This is a genomic window from Billgrantia tianxiuensis, assembly GCF_009834345.1.
Taxonomy (GTDB): Bacteria; Pseudomonadota; Gammaproteobacteria; order Pseudomonadales; family Halomonadaceae; genus Halomonas; species Halomonas tianxiuensis.
Window position 1 is genome coordinate 1,756,797 of sequence record NZ_CP035042.1, and the last position, 19,298, is coordinate 1,776,094.

Annotated in this window: 15 protein-coding genes and 1 pseudogene; 8 read left to right on the top strand and 8 right to left on the bottom strand. The window is 64.3% G+C overall.

Going from position 1 to position 19,298, the window contains the following annotated elements; genetic code table 11:
- Positions 1-1,266 (top strand): pilus assembly protein TadG-related protein, encoded by a 1,266-nt coding sequence (locus EKK97_RS08175; RefSeq protein WP_159550987.1) that lies wholly within the window; start codon positions 1-3, stop codon positions 1,264-1,266.
- A gap of 78 nt (positions 1,267-1,344) precedes the next feature.
- Here the strand turns inward: EKK97_RS08175 and EKK97_RS08180 are convergent, their stop codons facing one another.
- Positions 1,345-2,277: a helix-turn-helix transcriptional regulator gene (locus tag EKK97_RS08180; RefSeq protein ID WP_159550989.1), complete on the bottom strand. Its 933-nt coding sequence runs from the start codon at positions 2,275-2,277 to the stop codon at positions 1,345-1,347.
- A 310-nt stretch (positions 2,278-2,587) separates the two neighbouring features.
- Here EKK97_RS08180 and EKK97_RS08185 point away from each other — a divergent pair, with 310 nt between their 5' ends.
- From EKK97_RS08185 to EKK97_RS08200, 4 genes are all read left to right on the top strand, one after another.
- The gene (locus EKK97_RS08185) at positions 2,588-3,802 is read left to right on the top strand and encodes a BaiN/RdsA family NAD(P)/FAD-dependent oxidoreductase (RefSeq protein ID WP_159550991.1); all 1,215 of its coding nucleotides are present in this window, start codon (positions 2,588-2,590) and stop codon (positions 3,800-3,802) included.
- A 183-nt stretch (positions 3,803-3,985) separates the two neighbouring features.
- The gene (gene egtB, locus EKK97_RS08190) at positions 3,986-5,290 is read left to right on the top strand and encodes an ergothioneine biosynthesis protein EgtB (protein WP_159550993.1); all 1,305 of its coding nucleotides are present in this window, start codon (positions 3,986-3,988) and stop codon (positions 5,288-5,290) included.
- Between the two features lies 1 nt (position 5,291).
- Positions 5,292-6,257 carry an L-histidine N(alpha)-methyltransferase gene (egtD, locus tag EKK97_RS08195; RefSeq protein WP_159550995.1) on the top strand — a complete coding sequence of 322 codons (966 nt, stop codon included), beginning with the start codon at positions 5,292-5,294 and terminating at the stop codon, positions 6,255-6,257.
- Between the two features lie 63 nt (positions 6,258-6,320).
- Entirely contained in the window at positions 6,321-7,034 is a 714-nt protein-coding gene (locus EKK97_RS08200; RefSeq protein ID WP_159550997.1) for a TetR/AcrR family transcriptional regulator, read from the top strand.
- Here EKK97_RS08200 and EKK97_RS08205 read toward each other — a convergent pair.
- From EKK97_RS08205 to EKK97_RS08220, 4 genes are all read right to left on the bottom strand, one after another.
- Positions 6,997-7,314 (bottom strand): YqjK family protein, encoded by a 318-nt coding sequence (locus tag EKK97_RS08205; protein WP_159550999.1) that lies wholly within the window; start codon positions 7,312-7,314, stop codon positions 6,997-6,999. The two genes, EKK97_RS08200 and EKK97_RS08205, sit on opposite strands and share 38 nt — an antisense overlap.
- Positions 7,295-7,696 (bottom strand): phage holin family protein, encoded by a 402-nt coding sequence (locus EKK97_RS08210; protein ID WP_159551001.1) that lies wholly within the window; start codon positions 7,694-7,696, stop codon positions 7,295-7,297. Before EKK97_RS08210 ends, EKK97_RS08205 begins: the two co-directional genes overlap by 20 nt.
- Entirely contained in the window at positions 7,696-8,028 is a 333-nt protein-coding gene (locus EKK97_RS08215; protein WP_159551003.1) for an ElaB/YgaM/YqjD family protein, read from the bottom strand. The genes EKK97_RS08210 and EKK97_RS08215 overlap by 1 nt, the downstream gene beginning before the upstream one ends.
- A 90-nt stretch (positions 8,029-8,118) precedes the next feature.
- Positions 8,119-9,177: a phospholipase A gene (locus EKK97_RS08220; protein WP_159555727.1), complete on the bottom strand. Its 1,059-nt coding sequence runs from the start codon at positions 9,175-9,177 to the stop codon at positions 8,119-8,121.
- Positions 9,178-9,438: 261 nt separating this feature from the next.
- Between EKK97_RS08220 and mscK the strand changes: the two genes are divergently transcribed.
- Entirely contained in the window at positions 9,439-12,867 is a 3,429-nt protein-coding gene (mscK, locus tag EKK97_RS08225) for a mechanosensitive channel MscK (protein ID WP_159555728.1), read from the top strand.
- 7 nt (positions 12,868-12,874) lie between these two features.
- Here the strand turns inward: mscK and EKK97_RS08230 are convergent, their stop codons facing one another.
- On the bottom strand, positions 12,875-13,639 hold the full coding sequence (locus EKK97_RS08230; protein ID WP_159551005.1) for a TlyA family RNA methyltransferase: 765 nt from the start codon (positions 13,637-13,639) through the stop codon (positions 12,875-12,877).
- Positions 13,640-13,734: 95 nt separating this feature from the next.
- Between EKK97_RS08230 and EKK97_RS08235 the strand changes: the two genes are divergently transcribed.
- Both EKK97_RS08235 and EKK97_RS08240 read left to right on the top strand, forming a co-directional pair.
- Positions 13,735-14,739 (top strand): AbrB family transcriptional regulator, encoded by a 1,005-nt coding sequence (locus tag EKK97_RS08235; protein WP_159551007.1) that lies wholly within the window; start codon positions 13,735-13,737, stop codon positions 14,737-14,739.
- A gap of 69 nt (positions 14,740-14,808) precedes the next feature.
- A complete protein-coding gene (locus tag EKK97_RS08240; RefSeq protein ID WP_159551009.1) occupies positions 14,809-16,800 on the top strand; it encodes a monovalent cation:proton antiporter family protein in 1,992 nt (663 codons plus the stop codon).
- 3 nt (positions 16,801-16,803) lie between these two features.
- Here the strand turns inward: EKK97_RS08240 and EKK97_RS08245 are convergent, their stop codons facing one another.
- Together EKK97_RS08245 and EKK97_RS08250 are read right to left on the bottom strand one after the other, a co-directional pair.
- Complete coding sequence (locus EKK97_RS08245) at positions 16,804-17,151, bottom strand: P-II family nitrogen regulator (RefSeq protein ID WP_159551011.1); 348 nt, start codon at positions 17,149-17,151, stop codon at positions 16,804-16,806.
- A gap of 77 nt (positions 17,152-17,228) precedes the next feature.
- Positions 17,229-19,267: pseudogene (locus EKK97_RS08250) on the bottom strand (hypothetical protein).
- Positions 19,268-19,298 lie beyond the last annotated feature (31 nt).

Sequence of the window (19,298 nt, forward strand, 5' to 3'; positions counted from 1 at the left end):
ATGAACGTTCGCAATGCAAGGCGCGGCCGTTACGGTTCGCCGCAGCGCCAGCGCGGGGTCTCCATCGTGCTGCTGGCCGTTGGCCTCTTCATGCTGCTGGCCTTCACTGCCCTGGCGGTGGATGGCGGTAACCTCTATGTGGCCAGAAACGAACTGCACAACGCTGCCGACGCCGGTTCCCTGGCGGGTGCCCGGGTGCTGTATACCAGCGACGGCAGTTCGGTCAATCCAGGCGCCAACGCCGTTGCCACCGACGCGGCCATGGCCAACAGCAGCCAGAACGAGGCGGTGGAGGTGCTGAGCGCGCTGCGTGGCCACTGGAGTTTTGCCACACGCACCTTCACGCCCAATGAGTCGCTCGATCCGGTCGACCTGTTCGGGCGCACCGCCGAGGACCTCGATGGGGATCCCAATTTCATCAATGCCGTAGAAGTAGTGACGGCCCGACAGCAGAGCCAGGTAGAGGCCTTCTTCGGGCGCCTCTTCGGCTTCGAGGGCTACGATGTGGTAGCGCGCTCGGTGGCCTACATCGGCTTTGCCGGTAGCCTGCGGCCGGAGGACGTCGACCAGCCCATCGCGCTGTGCCGTCAGGCGCTGGTGGACCCCTCGGGCAATTACTCCTGCAACGTTGGGCGTTTCATCCCCGAGGGCGACCAGACCGGTGGCTGGACCAATTTCAAGCACAACTCTAGCGGGGCGTCCAATGCCAACGAGCTAAAGTCACTGGTCTGTGGCGACGGCAATCCGGACGAGATGCGCTTTGGCGAGGATATTTCCACCAATAATGGCCAAGTGCAGGCGGCCTTCAGCGACCTCTATGACTGCTGGGTCGAGAAGACAGCCAAGGAAGAAATCTGGACGCTGACGCTGCCGGTGATCGATTGCGACTCGGGCGTGGCGCCGAGCAATCCGCTGATTGGTGCCGTGACCGTCAATATCGTGTGGATCATCGACCAGGCGAACAATATCGATCAGCGGGCGCCACAACAAATGGAGCTGCCGCCAGAAGACAGTGGTGGCACGTCACCGGGCACTTGGAGCCATAGCTCTACCAGTGGTGCAGAGCGCTGGAACAGCTTCGTCGATACCTTCAATCTGCAAAAGCCGAGCGGAGCCCCCGCTTACTGGAGCTCGGATCCACAGCAGACCGGTTGGAAACAGAAAAGCATCTACTTCCTGCCCAGCTGCAGCTACCACGAACCCAAGGGACGATCGGGAGGGGAGAACTTCGGCATTCTGGCGCAGATACCCGTGTTGGTGGATTAATCAGTATTGGTGGATTGGTAAAAGGCGCTGGCCATCACCTGGCCAGCGCCTTTTCGGGTAGCCTTCCCGTCTTTCCGATCAGGACGAAAGCTCTTGGCCGCAGGTCACGCCCTGAGAGCGACCCAGGTCGAGCAGGGGGCGGCGTACCGGCGTCAATGACTCGCCTGTGTGTATAGACATCGGCGCTGTCGTGGCGGCGGATGTGCTGGCTGGCACCGGCAGGTTCAGTGTCTGGCGATAGAGCGTCGGCGTATGGCCGACATGCTTCTGGAAAGTGCGCGTAAAGTAGGAGAGATCGCGGAAGCCGACGCTGAAACAGACATCGGTGATCGAGGTGCGCGGGTTGGCCAGCAGGCGCTTGGCTTCGTCGATACGCCTTTCGAGCAGGAACCCCTGGAAGGTATTGCCGGTGAGCTTGCGAAACAGCCGGCTGAGCTGGAACGAAGTGACACCGCACTGTGCGGCCACTTCGGCCTGCGCCAGTTTGTGATGAAGATGCTGCTCGATATAGCTGATGGCCCGCTCCAACTGGACCTGCTGGCTGTTGGTGGTACTGCAGCGCAGTCGCGCTTCGGGAGGAATCTGGTTGGCGACATCCGCCGCCTGTTTCCTGGCCTGGGGGCAGGGATTGAGCGAGCGCAGCTGATAGAGGCTTGCCACCACGGCCATGAACCGGGTTAGATCGACGGGCTGCACGAAATAATCCCAGACCCGGGCGCGAAAGGCCCACACTGCGAGGCTTTCCGAATGTGCCTGGGTGATCATCAGCAAAGGCACCGAGGCGGCACGCTGCTTGGCCTGCCTCAGGTCGGCCAGGCCCTGCAGATCGGGATAGTCATACTCGAAGCAGGCCACGATGGGGGGATGAGACAGCAGGATAGGCAGAGGGTCCTGATCTACGCTGACGAACTCAATGTGGTAACCCTTTTGCCTCAGTGCGGTGATATAGTCTTTTTCTCCAGGCTCATTCAGTGTGCGTAGTACGACGAGAACGTAGGCATGAGTGGACATAGGCAGTGTCCCTCCTGAGTCCCTTGCGTATAGCTTTATAAGTTCTAGTTTTGATGCCTGTGGGAATTACATTTATCAGTAATGTCTGTATGTAACCTTTTGTGTTGGCCTGTCTTACCCAATGTAATTGAAGGTGAGGAAATATCTGGGTGGTATTTCTCATACTGTAGTATGGATTTTCTAGTCAGCAAGACTGAGAGCGAATCGGCGCCAGTGGCTGACCTCTGCGTCAATGAGGATGCCTCCTCCTTGGCTGGGCGGCTGAGACTTCTGCTAGAATCTGCCCCCTTCGTTGTCAGTGGAACTCACCATGCCGTCTCAAGGATACGATGTCGTGATCGTCGGCGCGGGCGCTGCCGGACTGATGTGCGCCCTCACGGCGGGTTACGCCGGGCGGCGGGTGCTGGTTCTCGATCATGCCAACAAGCCTGGCAAGAAGATCCTCATGTCCGGGGGCGGGCGCTGCAACTTCACCAACCTGGGCACGTCGCCCGCCAATTTCTTCTCCGCCAACCCTCACTTCTGCATCTCGGCCCTGAAGCGCTATCGCCCGGAGCACTTCGTCGAGCTGGTGGAGCGCCATGGCCTCGATTACGTGGAGAAGGCGCCGGGTCAGCTGTTCTGTGCACACTCCGCCAAGGAGCTGCTCGACGTGCTGCTCACCGAATGCGAGTGGGCCGGGGTGGAACTGCGCCTGAAGAGTGCCGTGGAACGCATCGAGACCGCAGGCGAGGGCATGCGGCTCGAGACGTCCGCCGGCCGCATCGAAGCGGGGGCGGTAGTGATCGCCACCGGCGGACTCTCGATCCCCACCATGGGAGCAACCGGCTTCGGCTATGACGTTGCCCGCCAGTTCGGGTTGGAGGTGACCGCAACGCGCCCAGCGCTGGTTCCTTTTACCCTGACCTCGCAGTGGAAGGCGCGGGCGGCCGATCTGGCCGGGGTGGCCTGCGAGGTGGCGGTGAGCGCGGTGCGCGACGGCCAGCGGCTGGGGCCGGGGCGCGAGCGGCGCTATCGCGAGCCGATGCTGTTCACCCACCGTGGCCTCTCCGGCCCCGGCATGCTGCAGGTCTCGAGCTACTGGCAGCCCGGCGACGAACTCGAGATCGACCTGTTTCCCGGGCTGGACCTGTCCGCTGCGCTCGCAGAGGCTCGCCAGGCGACACCGCGCCGCCAGCTTTCGACCTGGCTCGCGGAGCGTCTGCCCCGGCGCCTGGCCCAGGCGCTGGTCGAGTGGCACGGCGAAGACCCCATCCTGGCGGAGTTCTCCAATGCCCGTATCGCGGCGTGGCGGGAGCGACTAGGCGCCTGGCGCCTCAAGCCCGCCGGCACCGAAGGCTGGCGTACCGCCGAGGTCACCCTGGGTGGCGTCGACACCCGCTCGATCTCATCACAGGATTTCAGCGTCGAGGGGCTGCCCCAACTGCGCTTCATCGGCGAGGTGCTCGACGTTACCGGCGAACTCGGCGGCTACAACTTCCAGTGGGCCTGGGCTTCCGGCGTGGCCTGTGGGAGCTCTCTCTGACGGCGTTAACGCCCGGACGCACTGCCTTGCGCTGAGAGCGACAAAACCTTACCCAACGTAACCGGACGTTCTCGAGGGCGTTGCTACGCTTGGGAAATCGGTTCGTCGCGGAGCCTGTCGGATTTGACCGATCAGCGTCAAGTCCGACAGGCTCCTAGGCTAGGGTCGTCACAGGAGTGCGCCATGTCCCTCTCTGCCCGCCAGTGGGAAACCCCGGATACCCTGCACACCAAGGAGTGGCTGAGACGCTACCAGCGCATACGCCAGGCCTCCGAGCGGCTGTGCCAGCCGCTGTGTACCGAGGACTACGTGATCCAGAGCATGGATGACGTCAGCCCGCCGAAGTGGCATCTCGCCCACGTCACCTGGTTCTTCGAAGCCTTCATTCTTGTTCCCTTCCAGCCCCGCTATCGCTCGCTCGATCCCGTTTACGATCACCTCTTCAACTCCTACTACGAAACCCACGGCGTGCCGTTTCCGCGGCCCCGGCGCGGAACGCTGTCGCGTCCCACGGTGGCTGACGTCTACCGCTTTCGCGCCCATGTCGACGCAGCCATGGTGGAGCTGCTCGAATCGCCTCCGCCCGAACATGCCGCGGAGATCATGCGCCGCGTCGAGCTGGGGTTGCACCATGAGCAGCAGCACCAGGAGCTGCTGCTCATGGACATCAAGCACATCCTGGCCCAGAACCCGCTGTGCCCGGGGTACCGTGACGACCTGACGCCAGCGCCGGCGGAGCCCCCGGGTGAACTGGCCTGGCTCGAGCATGCCGCCGGCATTCGCGAGATCGGCCACGACCTGCAAACGGGCTTCGCCTACGACAACGAGGGGCCGGTTCACCGCCAGTTCCTCGAGGCGTTCCGGTTGGCCAATCGTCCCGTGACCAACGCGGAGTTCCTTGCCTTCATCGAGGATGGCGGTTACTCCCGCCCCGAGCTGTGGCTCTCCGACGGTTGGCAGCAGGTCGGCCAGGCGGATTGGCAGGCGCCGCTGTATTGGGTCCAGCGTGACGGCGAGTGGTATCACTTCACCCTGGGCGGGTTGCGTCGGGTGGATCCGCATGCGCCTGTCGTGCATGTCAGCTTCTTCGAAGCGGATGCCTACGCCCGCTGGGCCGGGGCGCGGCTGCCCAGCGAGGCGGAGTGGGAGGTGGCGGCTCGCGAAGCGGCCGGTAACGTCATGCACGGTAACTTCGTCGAAAGCGGTCACCTGCAGCCGGTCGCAGCGTCGCCAGGTGCGGATGCCGCCAGCCAGCTGTTCGGCGATGTCTGGGAGTGGACCGGCAGTGCCTACCGGCCCTATCCAGGCTTTCGGACCCTGCCGGGCACCCTCGGGGAGTACAACGGCAAGTTCATGTCCGGGCAGATGGTGCTGCGGGGAGGTTGCTGCGCCACGCCGGCCGATCATATCCGTGCGACCTATCGCAACTTCTTTCCCCCTCATGCCCGCTGGGCATTTTCCGGTTTACGGCTCGCCAGGGAGGCCTGACATGGAGTCTGCCGTCCGCTTTCACGACCACCACCTGCCCGAGGTGGCGGGTTCGCTGCACGAGGAGCTGTTGACGGGGCTGACCGCCACGCCGAAGTATGCCTCGCCAAAGTTCTTCTACGACCGCCGCGGCTCGGAGCTGTTCGATGCCATCTGCGAGCAGCCCGAGTACTACCCGACCCGTACGGAGGAGGCCATCCTGCGCGCTGCCGCGGCCGACATTGCCGAAGTGGTGGGGCGCGATGCCACGCTGATCGAGCTGGGCAGCGGTGCGAGTCGCAAGGTCAGGTTACTGCTCGAGGCACTGCATCCGGCCTGCTATCTCGGCGTGGACATCTCCCGCGAGTTCCTGCTCGAAAGCACCCACCGGCTGGCGGCGGATTATCCCTGGCTGGAAGTTCACGCCGCCTGTGCCGACCTGACGCATCCCATGCGCTGGCCGGACGGCCTGTCGGGCGAGCGTCCGGTGGCTTTCTTTCCTGGCTCCAGCATCGGCAACTTCACGCCCGAGGAGGCCGAGAGCTTCCTGCGTGGGCTGAGTCAACTGCTGCCTACCGGCGGGGGACTGCTGATCGGCGTCGACCTGATCAAGGATCGGGCGATTCTCGATGCCGCCTACAACGATGCCGCCGGTGTGACCGCCGCCTTCAATCTCAACCTGCTGGAGCGGTTGCGTCGTGAATTCGAGGCCGAGGTGGAGCCGCAGGCGTTTCGTCACCGGGCCTTCTACAACGAACTCGACTCCCGAATCGAGATGCACCTGGTGAGTTTGTACGACCAGGCCATGCACCTGGCCGGAGAGCGGATCGAGTTCACCGCCGGGGAGAGCCTGCACACCGAGAACTCCTACAAATACAGCATTACCGGGTTTTGCGAGCTGGCCGGGCGCGCCGGCTTCGAACCACGTGCGCACTGGACCGATCGCGACGCGCTGTTCTGCATCCTCTACCTGGAGCGAGCGGCCTGATGGCCTGAACGGGAATCCGGTCTATGCTGCATGACAGAACCAGCCGCAAGCAGAGGGCTCGCCATGACCATGATCGCGATTCAGGATTCCTCCGAGTCTCAGGGCAGCGCATTCGCCGACCGTGTCGTCGACGAGGCCGTGCGTCAGGCCGAGGAGCGGGGTTGGCAGGCGGTGCGTCTCTCCGAGGTGGCGCGCAGCCTGGAGCTGCCCATGTCCGTGGTGCTGGAGCGTTTTCGCGACATCGATGCCGTGGCCAATGCCTGGTTCGAGCGCGGCTGGCGCGCGATGCTGGCCGAGAAGCCCGATACCTTCGACGACTGGCCCGAGCGGGTGCGTATCGAGCACTGCCTGCAGGCTTGGTTCGACACCTTCGCGCCCCACCGGCGCGTCACCGTGCAGATGCTGCGTACCAAGGCCCATCTGCCGCATCTGCACACCTGGGTACCGCTGGTCTTCGACCTTTCGCGCACCGTACAGTGGCTGCGTGAGGCGGCCCGGCTCGAGGCCCGCTATGGCACTCGCCGTGCACAGGTCGAGGAGATGGCCCTGACCAGCCTGTTCCTGGCGGCACTGGCGGTATGGTCGACGGATACCAGCGAAGGCCAACGGCGCACCCGGCGCTTCATCGAGAAGCGTCTCAAGCGCGGCGAGAGCTGCATGAAGTGGGTGCCGGGATGGGGCGCCGGCGCGAGCGCCATCACGCCGAAGCACAGCTTTAGGCCCGCCAGTCGGCAGGCTCTCAGCGCAGCTGCTGGAGGATCCGCCGCGCCCGGTTGAGCAGCAGGCCGCCAGCGGCGGCTTGCTTGGCGATGCGCAGCAGTGAGCCGGGGCGGCGCAGGCTGCCCAGCAGCAGGGCGCCGCCGGCCAGGTAGATCAGCCCCCGATAGCGTCTGAGCTGCTGCCAACCCGCATCGAGCGATGCGGAGGCATGCCGCCAGCGCTCTGCTGCGACCAGGATGTCGATGCGCTGCTGCTCGATGGCGGCGATGAGTTCGGCCTTGCGCTGGGCGCGGGACTGCCCGGCGCGGCGTTCGCGGTCAGTGGCGCGGCGATTCACGGTGGTCCTCGATCAACTGACGATCCAGCGCAAGCTGAGCCAGGGTATCCTTCAGCAAGGTATGACGCCGGGCCAGGCGCAGGCTGAGCAGGGCGATGACGATACCGCCGCCAAGCAGGACCGCTGCACTGATGATGATGGCCGCCAGGCGATGAGTCTCCCAGAACAGCACCACCACCAGCAGGGCCAGCATGCCCAGCCCCAGCAGCAGCATGACCAGGCTCAAGCCCAACAGCAATAGCAGCGTGACCAGTCGGGCCCGTTCCTCTTCGAGCTCCACCACGGCGAGACGCAAGCGCGTCTCGCCGGTGGCTAACAGGCTGGCTAGCAGGCGCTTGCTGATACCGAACAGTCGTTGTACCGGGCCTTCGCCGGACGCCATCAGCGACGCCCGATGAGCATGCCGATGACCACGCCCACGGCAGCACCGATGCCGATGCTGGTCCAGGGGTTCTCGTGCACGTAGCGGTCGCAGGCATCGGCCTGGTGGTGCAGGGAGTCGCGAGCTTCACCGTAGAGTCGCTCACCGCGGGCCTCGAGCCGCTCGCGGGTCTCCTTCAGCCGCTTCTCGGCACGCTCGCGAAGCTCCTTGATGTTGCTGCGGGAATCGTCGGCGGTGGCACTGACCAGCTCTTCGATGGTTCGGCTGAGCTGGTGCAGGTCTTCCTTCAACTGCCGAGCGGTATCGTCGGTATGCGGGGTGCGAGATGCCATGGAAGTCTTCCTCTGACGGTGAATGACACGCTCAGCATAGCAGTAGGCGTCATGACTGCAACGCCGCTTCGCCGCGCTTCTTGACCGGGATCATTCCGGGACCAGGGTGCCGCTGCCCGAGAAGATGGGGTTGAGGCTGAAGCCGATGCCGATACGCTGGGTCCGGTGATTGTAGTCGATCATGCTGTCGCCATAGCCGTAGAAATATTGCAGGTGGCCACGGACGTTACCCCACAGCGGCCAGGAATAGTCCAGGCGCGTGCCCATGTTCCCGGCGCTGGGATTGCCATGCCACTGCAGGCTGACTTCGCTGTCGCCGAGGCGGTGGGCGACGGTGATATCGCCATAGCCCATGTAGCGCTCGATATCGGGATTGTCGTCGTCGCCATCCGACTCCGGTACCCGCCAATGCGGTGCCACACTGATCAGCCAGTCGTCCTTGTAGAAAGTGGACTCGAGAATGACCCGGTTCCAGCTGCGCGACAGCGGATCGGAGCGACCGTTGGACTGGTGGTTGAAGCTCACCCTGTTGTTGATATTGGTCCAGCCCAGCAGCGACCAGCGATTTTCGAAATCGACAAAGAACTCCGGCTCGTAGTTGGTCTCGCGGAAGGGCGAGGAGGAGTCGGTATTGTAGGCCTGCCACCAGCTGCGCTGGGTGTAGGCAAAATAGAGGTCGCCGCCATGTTGGCCGAACACGTTCTCGAGAAGATTGAACTTGGCGCTGAACTGGAATTTGACCTCGGCGCGGTCAGGCGTCCCGTCCCGGTCGACATCGCCGAAGATCTCCTCGTTGGGCCGCCGGTCGTAGTTCAGCGGGAGGAGATAGTTGCGCTTGTGGGCAGTGATCGAGAACGGGTTGCGCAACGAGGCGCGCTCGAGCTGGCGACGCTCCTCCACGGATTGCAGCTCTTGCTCCGAGGCGATGGTAATCACCTCGCCCAGGCCGAGGCGGCGCTCACCCGATTGCAGCCGGTCCTGGGTCAGCTGCTGGCGCAACGAATCCAGCTCCTGGCCAAGCGTTTCGATGCGCGCTTCTATTGCGGCACGTTCCTCCGCAGTGAGCCGGCCCTCCTGGGCCATGGCAGTACCGGCGGTCCCTGCCAGCAGCAGGGCGAGAAGGACCTTGAAGGATGAACGGCAATGCATCATGGCGACGGGACCGAGGAGGGTGACTATGAACGCCGTTTCTACCATGCCAGGGGGCTAAGTCAACCATGACGGTGCGAAACGTGTCGTGACGGAGTGCAAGCGAATCGTGAACGATGCACGGCCCGCACTGTCTTCCCATTGCCATGCGGGCGTTCGGGACCGAGAATCGGCTCGAAGCCGAGAGCGCTTCCAACCATGAGCCTTCCAACCGGGAGCCTCTGTCAACCGAGAGCAAGAGTGAACGAATTGCCTTATCGAATGCATCGCTGTCGATGCCGGGCCGGCCTGCCGGCCTGGCGCTTTTCCGCATGGTGCGTCCTGCTGCTGTTGCTGTTCGTCTGCGGTCGGGTCGTGGCCGAAGACACCTTGCCCGACCGCAGTCAGGTGGAAGAGCGCCTGGCCGAGATGCGACCGGGGGAGGGCGAGAGCGTCACGGATGCCGAGCAGCGCGACATCGACGCCCTGGAAGCCACGCTGGATGCTCTCGAGCAGCTGCAAGGGGTCGAAGAACGGCTCGAAGCGCTGGAAACGCGGTTGGAGGAGGCGCCGGCAGAGCTGTTGCGCCTGGAGCGTGAATTGCTCGAAGAGGAGGAAGCGGCGCTCGAGCGTTCGATTGCCGAACTCGACGACGTTCCGCTGGACGAGTTGGAGTACCGCCAGCAGGAGGCCGTATTCGTCCTGCAGCAGCTGCAGGACCGCCTGGCTGACGTCAATGCCCAGTTGCTATCCGCCCAGACCCTGCCTGAACGCGCTCAGCAGGCGATCGCCGAGGCGATGCAGGCCGCCGAGCGCACGCGGCGCTCGCTGGACGTACTGGAAGCCCAGGGAGCCAGCGAGGAGTCGCCTCGTCTCTGGCAGCTGCAGGTCGAGCGGCGCCTGGCCGAGCGGACGCTGCGGCTGCGTCAGCGCGAGCTGGGCAGCAACACGCGGCTGCGCGAGCTGGCCCAGCAGAGGCGCGACCTGCTGACCCAGCAGATTGCCAGCCAGGAAGCCGAGCTGAATCTGTTGCAGAGCGTGATCGACCGGCAGCGCCGCCTGGCGTCGGAACAGGCGATTGCCGATGCCGTGCGCGACGATCCGCTGCTCGAGGCCGGTCACCCTGTGCTCGAGCGCGCTCAGCAGGTCAATCGTGAGCTCAGCCTCGAGCTGCTGCGCGCCAACGATCGCCACAACGGGCTGGTGCGTGAAAGCCTGGCGATCCGTAGCCAGCTCGACCATGTGCGTCAGCTCCAGCGCAGCCTGAACGAGCAGATCGAGGCAATCCGCGGCAGCCTGCTGCTGTCGCGTATCCTGCGCGAGCAGCGTCGCTCACTGCCCCAGGTCGATGCCCGGCGCAACCTTCAGGATGAGATTGCCGACTTGCGCCTGCGCCAGTTCGATCTGGTGCGCCAGCGTGACGCCCTGCGCCAGAGCGAGCGCCTGGCCAACCAGCGCCTCGAGGAGGCTGGAGTGGAGGTCAACCAGGCGCTGGTCGATTCCCTGCAAGGGCTCTACCATTCGCGACGCCAGCTCGTGGACCAGCTCGAGCAAACCTATGGCAGCTTGCTGAGCGCGGCCATCGAGCTGCAGCTCAACCAGCAGCAATTGCTGGAGACCTCGCGCGAGCTGCGCACCACCATCGATGAACAACTGTTCTGGATCGCCAATACCCGGCCGCTGGATCTGGCCTGGTTCCGTCATCTCCCCGCCAACCTGGTCACTGAATGGCAGCAGGGCGAATGGCGCGAAGTCCTGCCCGTTCACTGGCGCGTTCCCGGGGCCGAATCCCTGTCGGGATTGCCCCTGGTGCTGGTGGCGGCGCTGTTGCTGGGGCTTCGCCGCCGCATCCAGCGTCGTCTTGCCCTGCTACACGAGCAGATAGGGCGGCTGCGCAGCGATTCCCAGGCGCATACGCCCCTGGCGGTTGGGCTCAACGCCCTGCTGGCCTTGCCTGGCCCGCTGACCCTGGCGGGTATTGGCGCCTCGCTCGGTGCCATCGAGGAGGGGATCGCCTCGGGGCTGGGGCAGGCGTTCCTGCACCTGGCCCTGGCCTGGGCCTTCCTCGCCTGGTCACGACGCCTGTTGGTGCGTGACGGTGTGGCGACCAAGCACTTCTATTGGCCCGCCGGCTATGTTGCACGGTTGCGTTGGCTGCTGGGCTGGCTCGGGGTGGCACTGATCCCGGTGCTGCTGATTTCCGCCCTGGCCCGTGACGGCGAGATCAGTCTCACCACGCGACCGATCGCCTTGACCCTGCTGCTGGCGGGGCTGCTGGCCATGAGCGTACTGCTGGCGCGACTGATTCTTGCCCATACGCCTTTCTTCGGCGTCAAACTGTTCCGCCTGGTGCTGGGCCTGATCATGGCCTCGGTGCCGCTGATCCTGGTGGGGCTCATCGTCTCCGGCTACGAGTACACGGCGCTGAGCATGATCGGCCGTTTCGTCATCACGCTCTATCTGCTGGCGATGTGGATTCTGGTTGAGGCTTCCGTGGTGCGCGGCCTGGCCGTGGCGGCACGCCGGCTGGCGTTCAGGCGGGCACTGATGCGCCGCCGCGCCCAGGCCCAGGAGGGCGCCGAGGGCGGGCTCGAGGTAGTCGAGGAGCCGCCGCTGGACATGGAGCAGATCAACCAGCAGTCGCTGCGCCTTTCCAAGTTGATCCTGCTGCTTGGCTTTGCCCTGTTGCTCTACGTGGTATGGGCCGACCTGCTCACGGTGCTGGGTTATCTGGATGACGTGGCGATCTGGGAAGCCGGCGAAGGCGTTGGCGCGGAACTCGTCACCAGCGCACTGTCGGTTGCCGATATTTTCACCGCCGCGTTGATCTTCGTGCTCACCCTGGTGATGGCACGCAACCTGCCCGGTCTTCTCGAGGTGATGGTGCTGTCGCGACTGGAGCTGAAGCAGGGCAGCGCCTACGCCATCTCGGCGTTGCTCTCCTACACTATTGTCGGCACCGGACTGGTGGTGGCGCTGGCCACGCTGGGCGTGGCCTGGAGTCAGCTGCAGTGGCTGGTGGCGGCGTTGGGCGTCGGCCTCGGCTTCGGCTTGCAGGAAATCTTCGCCAACTTCGTTTCGGGCTTGATCATCCTGTTCGAGCGTCCGGTACGTATCGGCGACACCATCACGCTGGGCAACCTTACCGGCACGGTGAGCCGGATCCGTATTCGCGCCACCACGGTGACCGACTTCGACCGCAAGGAGATCATCATCCCCAATAAGACCTTCGTCACCGACCAACTGATCAACTGGTCGCTGTCGGATACGATCACCCGGGTGGTGTTGAGCTTCGGTGTTTCCTACGGTTCGGATCAGCGCCTGGTGCATCGCCTGCTGCGCCAGGCGGCCGACGAGAACCCGCGGGTGCTGGGCGATCCGGAGCCGCAGGTGTTCTTCATGGACTACGGCGAGAGCACCCTCAACTTCGAGCTGCGCATCTTCGTCAACGCCCTGGGTGACCGGCTTTACGCCACCGACGAGATCAATTGCCGGGTGGGCGAGTTGTTCGCCGAGCACGGTATCGACATTGCCTTCAACCAGCTCGACGTGTGGCTGCACCGTAGCGGCGGACCGGCGAAGAAGGTTCAGAGCGTCACGCCGAGTGATGGCGAGTGCAAGCTCGACCATCCGCCGCCCGGGGCGGCTGGCGATCCAGGCGACATCGAGATCGGTGACGCCGGCGATGGAGGAGGAGATGGCGGACGCTGATGCGCCGTCAGCGCTTCACGGCGTACAGCAGGAATTCCCGGTTGCCGTCACCGCCGGCGATCGGGCTTTCCTGCCAGTGCTGGATGGCCAGTCCCTGCTCGGCACAGACGCCGCGTAACGCGGCCTCCACTTCGGCATAGCGGGCCGGGTCGGTGACGATGCCACGCGAGTTCACGCCTCCCGGCCCGACTTCGAACTGCGGCTTGACCAGGCTCAACAGTTCGCCGCCGGGGGCGAGCAGGGCGGCCAATTCGGGCAGGATCAGCGCCTGCGAGATGAACGAGACGTCCATCACCGCCATGTCGGGAGCTTCGGCCCGCTGGGCCGAGAGCGCCTCGCGCAGGCTTGGGTCGGCGGCCATGGCCCGGGCGTTGAGCCCTTCCAGGCAGGTCACGCGGGGGTCGCCGCGCAGCTCGGGGTCGAGCTGGCCATGGCCAACCTCCACCCCGATCACATGGCGCGCTCCGAAGGCCAGGGCACAATCGGTGAAACCGCCGGTGGACTGACCCACGTCGAGCACCAGTTTCCCCTTCAGATCGAGCCCCAGCGTTTCGATCAACGCTTCCAGCTTCAGTCCCGCCCGCGAGACATAGCGCTCCTCGGGTTCCTCGGCGACCACCAGGCGCACGTCCTCTGGTAGTTTCTCCCCCGGCTTGCCCAGTACGCGACCGCTCTCCGCCAGGCTGACCCGGCCGTGGCGAATCAGCCGCTGGGCGCGGGTACGCGAGCGTGCCAGGCCCTGGATAACGAGCAATTGGTCGAGGCGGGGCATGTGGGACTCCGTAACCGGCAGTAAAGCGGGCATTATGGCATAATCATTTCGTTAGCAAGTTAATAGAAGGGAGCCGCGTGGATCGAAGTGAAGGAATGGCACTGGCCAAGTCGCTGGCTATCGGGGCCGCGGGTGGGCTCGTGTTCCAGCTCATTGGCATGCCGCTGGCCTGGATGCTGGGGCCACTGACGGCCAACCTGATCGTGTCCGCCCGGGGTGTCGATGTGCGTATTCCCGAACCGTTGCGCGAGGCCTTTCTCGGTGTGCTGGGCCTGGTGCTGGGCAGCCAGGTGACGCCGCAACTGGCCGAGCGGGTGCTGGACTGGCCGCTTTCCGCCGTGCTGCTACTGCTCGGCGTGGCAGCTTCCACTGCAGTGGCGGCGGCCTGGTACCGCCGTTGCGGTTTCGATTCGACAAGCGCCTGGTTTGCCTCGGCGCCCGGGGCCATGACGGCGATGATCCTGATGGGGGAGCAGGGCGGTGGCGATCCGCGGCGCATCGCCATTGCCCAGTCGCTGCGCATCATTCTGGTCGTCATGATCCTGCCGCCTCTGTTCTGGGCCTACGAGGGCGGTGCGTCAGTGCGCGCGGGGGCTGCGGAGAATGGCTTCGAAGCCGCCTGGATGCTGTTGGCCCTGCCGTTGCTGTTCCCGTTGGGGCGCTGGCTGCGCTTGCCCAGCCACACCCTGCTTGCCCCGCTGCTTTTCGCCGGCCTGCTCTCCGGCTTCGGCCTGGCCAGCCTGAGCCTGCCGGGTGGAGGCATGAACGTGATGCTTTGGGTGCTTGGTTGCGCCATCGGATCGCGTTTCCGTGGGCTCTCCTCGGCCCGCCTGGGGCGCTACCTGTTCGAGGCCTTCGTTGCCACGCTGCTGGCATTGGTGGTGCTGGCCGGCTTCGCCGAGATGATCCATCGGCTGGTAGGGGTACCGCGCGATGTGGCGCTGCTGGCACTGGCTCCCGGTGGTATCGGTGAGATGGCGATCCTTGCCGTGGCGCTGGATCTCGATCCGGTTTTCGTTGCCTTCCATCACCTGTTGCGCATGGTGGCGCTGATGCTCTTCGCGCCGTTCTGGGCGCGCTGGTTGATGCGTACACGTTGAATTTCAATGTCATGATACCCATTCAGGAACTTCCCAGGGACGCTCCATCCAATGAGCAGGAACGAATGAATGCTTGAGCAGGCGCTGGTGCAGTTACTGCTGTTGCTTGGTGCAACGGTATTGGTCGTGCTGGTCTTTCAGCGCTTCAGGATCCCACCTAGCCTGGGATATCTGCTCGTCGGCGTAATGCTGGGCGCCCATACGGCCGGCCCGGTAATCGACAACGACTACATCGACGTCATCGCCGAGTTCGGCATCGTGTTTCTGCTCTTCACCATCGGCCTCAGCTTTTCCCTGCCGCAGATCTATGCGCTGCGCCATACCATTCTTGGATTGGGTACGGCACAGGTGGCGTTGACTACTCTGGTGGTGGCAATGATCGCATGGTGGCTGGGGTTGCCCGGGCCGGCGGCGTTCGTCGTCGGAGCGGTGTTCGCCCAGTCATCTACCTCCATCATCTCCAAGCAGCTGCTGGAGCAGGGTGAAAGCCAGGCGCGACATGGGCGGCTCGGCACTACTATGTCAGTCTTCCAGGACATTACTGCCGTTCCTTTCGTGGTGATCATCCCGGTGTTGGGTGTGGCTGCCATGCATGAGGTGGCAGGGGCGCTAGGGATGGCTCTGGCCAAGGCCTTCCTCGCGTTCGTGATCGTGCTGTTGTCGGGAAGATATCTGCTGCGTCCTCTGTTTCACCTGGTAGCCGAACGGCGCTCAGCGGAGCTGTTCACCCTCACGGTATTGTTTGTCTCTCTGGTATCCGCCTGGACCACCAAGACGCTCGGGCTGTCCATGGCGTTCGGCGCCTTTCTTGCCGGTATGGTGCTCGGTGACACGGAGTTCCGCCATCAGGTCGAGTCCACCATTCGTCCGTTCCGCGACGTATTGCTTGGGCTCTTCTTCGTCAGCATCGGCATGCTGGTCGAGCCCGCTCTGTTACCCGATATCTGGCTCGAAGCGCTGCTGGGAGCGGTGGGGCTGCTGGGCATAAAGGTGGTGCTGGTCACGCTGATCGTACGTTTCTCGGGGGTCGATCCCCAGACGGCGTTTCGTACCGGGCTGGTGCTGGCCGTCGGCGGTGAGTTCGGCTTCGCGCTGCTGGCCATTGGCCTGGATGGCAACATCATCGCCAGCCGGCCGGCACAGATCGTGCTGAACTCGGTACTGTTCTCGATGATCCTGGCGCCACTGCTGATTCGCTTCAATCAACCTTTGGCGCTATGGGCATTCGGCCGCTCAAGAGGCCGAGCGAAACCGGCTGGCGACGTACCGACGCCGTCCGAGCCTACCGAGAGCCAGGGGCATGTGGTGATTTGCGGCTTTGGCCGTACCGGCCAGACGGTGAGCCGTTTTCTCGAAAGCGAAGGCTTCGACTACCTGGCGCTGGATATGGATCCGGCCATCGTGAGGGAGGCGCGGCTGGCGGGGCAGCAGGTGTTCTATGGCGACTCATCGGACCTTACCGTGCTGGAAAACGTCGGTGTGGAGCGTGCGGCGCTACTGGTCATCAGCCATGACGACAGGCCGGCGGCGCTGACGACGCTGCACAATGCCAAGCGCCTGAATCCCGAGCTGGCGGCAGTGGTTCGTACGCGGGACCAACAGCATGTGGAGGAGCTGCGCAAGGCAGGTGCCACCGAGGTCATACCCGAGACACTGGAGGCGAGCATGCTGCTGACTTCCCATGCGCTGCAGTCGCTGGGCGTGCCCCTGTACCGGGTGGCACTGCGGCTGCAGGAGCAGCGCAGTAGCCATTACAGAATGCTCAGGGAGCTGTTTCGCGGTACGCTGGACAGCATCAAACCGGAGGCCTCGGAGCAGGAGCGATTGCACTCGGTGCTGATGTCTGAGGGCTCACCGGCAATTGGCCAGAGCCTCTCGGAGCTTGATACCGAGCGGGACGACGTCTCCGTCACGGCACTTGTGCGTGATGATAAGCGTGAGCGCTATCCGGGCGGTGCCACCGAAGTCCAGATCAACGACGTGCTGGTACTATTGGGCTCACAGGACAATCTCGAGCGGGTAGAACGGCGCCTCACCGGCTCCGGCCAACCACCCGAGTAGCGCTCAGTCGAGCGGGCGCTCCTTGCTCAGGGCCTTGATATGTTCCGTCAGCCCCAGCGCCTTGGATACCTCGATTTCCAGCGCAATGCCTGTGTCGAGACTCTCGTCGAGCTTGCCCGCCGTGCTCACGGCGTTCAGCACGCTCTCTGCACGGCGGGCTTCCACTAGAATAAGAATCACGCTGCGAGACGCCATGAATTCCAGGCCGAAGAAGGTCAATTGCGGCTTGAGCCCCTGACCTTGGGCGTTGTTGATGATGGTAGCCCCGGTGGCGCCTGCTTCCCGTGCGGCAGTCAGAACGGTATCGGTCCGGTCCTGATCGACGAAAACCATCAATAACTTGAAATCCATTCGAACTCCCTCGAAGCGAGCCTCACATTGAGATACTGCCATTCTGGCAGACCCCCGCGGCATTGTCCTGATATGGGTCAAGTGGCTGGGTTCGGGTGGCCGCTGTCGGCCTGCAGGTCGGCGGGAGGCATGCGATTCGCGCCCCAACTGCGATGTATGTAGTCGGTCACGCTGTCCAGCTCTTCCTGGCTGATCCGAGCCAGTTCGCCGCGCTCCAGAGGGTCGTAATGGAAGATATAGAGGCGCGAGGCGAACTGCTCGAAGGGCAGTGAGGCTTCGCCGAAGCGCTCGCCGTTGCCGGCGGTGCTGACCCGTACGCCGTCGCCCCAGTTCTGGCCGCTGTCGTTGTTGGGATTGAAGAAGTAGACCCGCATGATGTCCGCTGGATCCAGCGATACTCGCAGGATGGTGATGGCGTGCCAGCCGATGAAGCGCGCCGCGCTGTCGGTCACGGCGATACCGGCCGGCTGCGGATGAATGAGCGGCTGGTTGCCGTTGTAGTAGGGGTGATAGCTGGCATAGAAATGGCGCAGGAAGGTGTCCAGTTCCTGCAGCTGTCCGGTAGCGACGTCGACGTTGATGCGAAAGCCGCGGCCTGACCACCAGCCATGGAACTCTGGGTTGACCCAGCGATGCGGGTCGCCCTCGCGGCCGATGCAGCGCCGGCCCATCTCCGCGTAGATACGATCCAGGTGGGGCACCACGATCAGCGATACCGGGTCGAGATCCATGGGCAGGCTCTGGGCCACGCCGCCGCTGCTTTCCATGGAGGAGATGGCCTGGCCCTCGAAGTGCATGACGATCTCGTCGTCGCGGGCGGCCCAGGCCACCATCTGCAGCAGGTAATCGGGGTCGTTGTAGGCCCACATGGAGAGCGCGCGCGCCGACTGGCAGGTCGGGTTGTTGCCCTGGCCCACGCCCAGGGGCAGCCCCAGCATGCACAGCACACCCTCCAGCAGTCGTGCGCGCGGGGATACCGCTTCGCCGAAGGCGAGGTTGAGGCGTGCCTGCGACCACTCGGAAAGCGGCAGGCTCAATTGCCGCCACATGGCGGGCGCGACGGGCGGCTGGTAGAGGATGCCCCGCTCCAGCATCAAGGCCAGGCCATAGGCGGCCTGGGCGGTGGCGGAGTGCACCGCGGCGCGAATCAGCGCATGCACCAGTTCGCGATAGCACAGCAGGCAATCGCGCCCGGTGGCGGAAAGCCCCAAGGCCTCGGCCAGCAGATGATCGCCATGATCGAGCAGGTGGCGCAGCAGAACCGGGTGATAGGGCGAAACCAGCCCCGTGTCGTGCATGGCACGGGCAAAGCCGGTGGCCTCGTTCTGCAGGGCACTGGCGTCCAGGCTCGTGAGGCGTTCGCGATAGACCTCTAGCCCCGGATCCTCGCGGCAGGCGCGGGTAGGGCCGTACAGGGCGCTCACCAGGCGATCGGCTCCCTGGCCACTGGCACCCAGGTCGATACCGGGATCGGCCTGGCAGATGGCGATCTGGGTGATCATCTGCTTGACCGAGTCGACCTGGATCGGACGCTGCTGCAGGATCCGCCAGATCTCCTCGATCAGCTTGTCGACGATGTGCTCGTAGCCGATGCGCTCGGCGAGGTGATGAAACAGGTGGCGCGGTATCTGCGCCAGGCGTCCCTGGTTTCCCGTTCGGCCTCGCTGGGAGGGCTGAACAGCAGCCACAGGTTGAGCGCCATGACCTGGGTGAGGTAGTGATGGGCCTGCTCGGCGGAGACCAGCGGATGCAGGTAGTCGCCCTTGGCCACCGCCAGCAGCCTGAGTTCGCTCAACGCCTCGATCGCCACGACACTGGCATCTGGACTCTTGAGCGAATGGGTGGTCAGCGAAGGCAGCAGGTATTGTGGTGTGGCCCAGTCCGAATCGAGGAATACACCCGCTTCCTCCAGGGCCCTGGCGCGGGGCTCCAGCGCCGCCGCGCCGCCGGGCTGGAGCAACACGCGGCGAGCGCTGTCGAGTACGCGGGGGATCTTGCCCGGCTTGGCAAAGTCACGTGCCTGCGCCAGTAATTCGAGCGCTTCGTCGAATCTCGCCAGCAGGCCGGCGAGCTTGTCGTCGCCTGGCGGCGTGGCGCCTTGCGATTGGCGATCCATAGTCGCGCCGACTCCTTGCCGTCAGATAGGT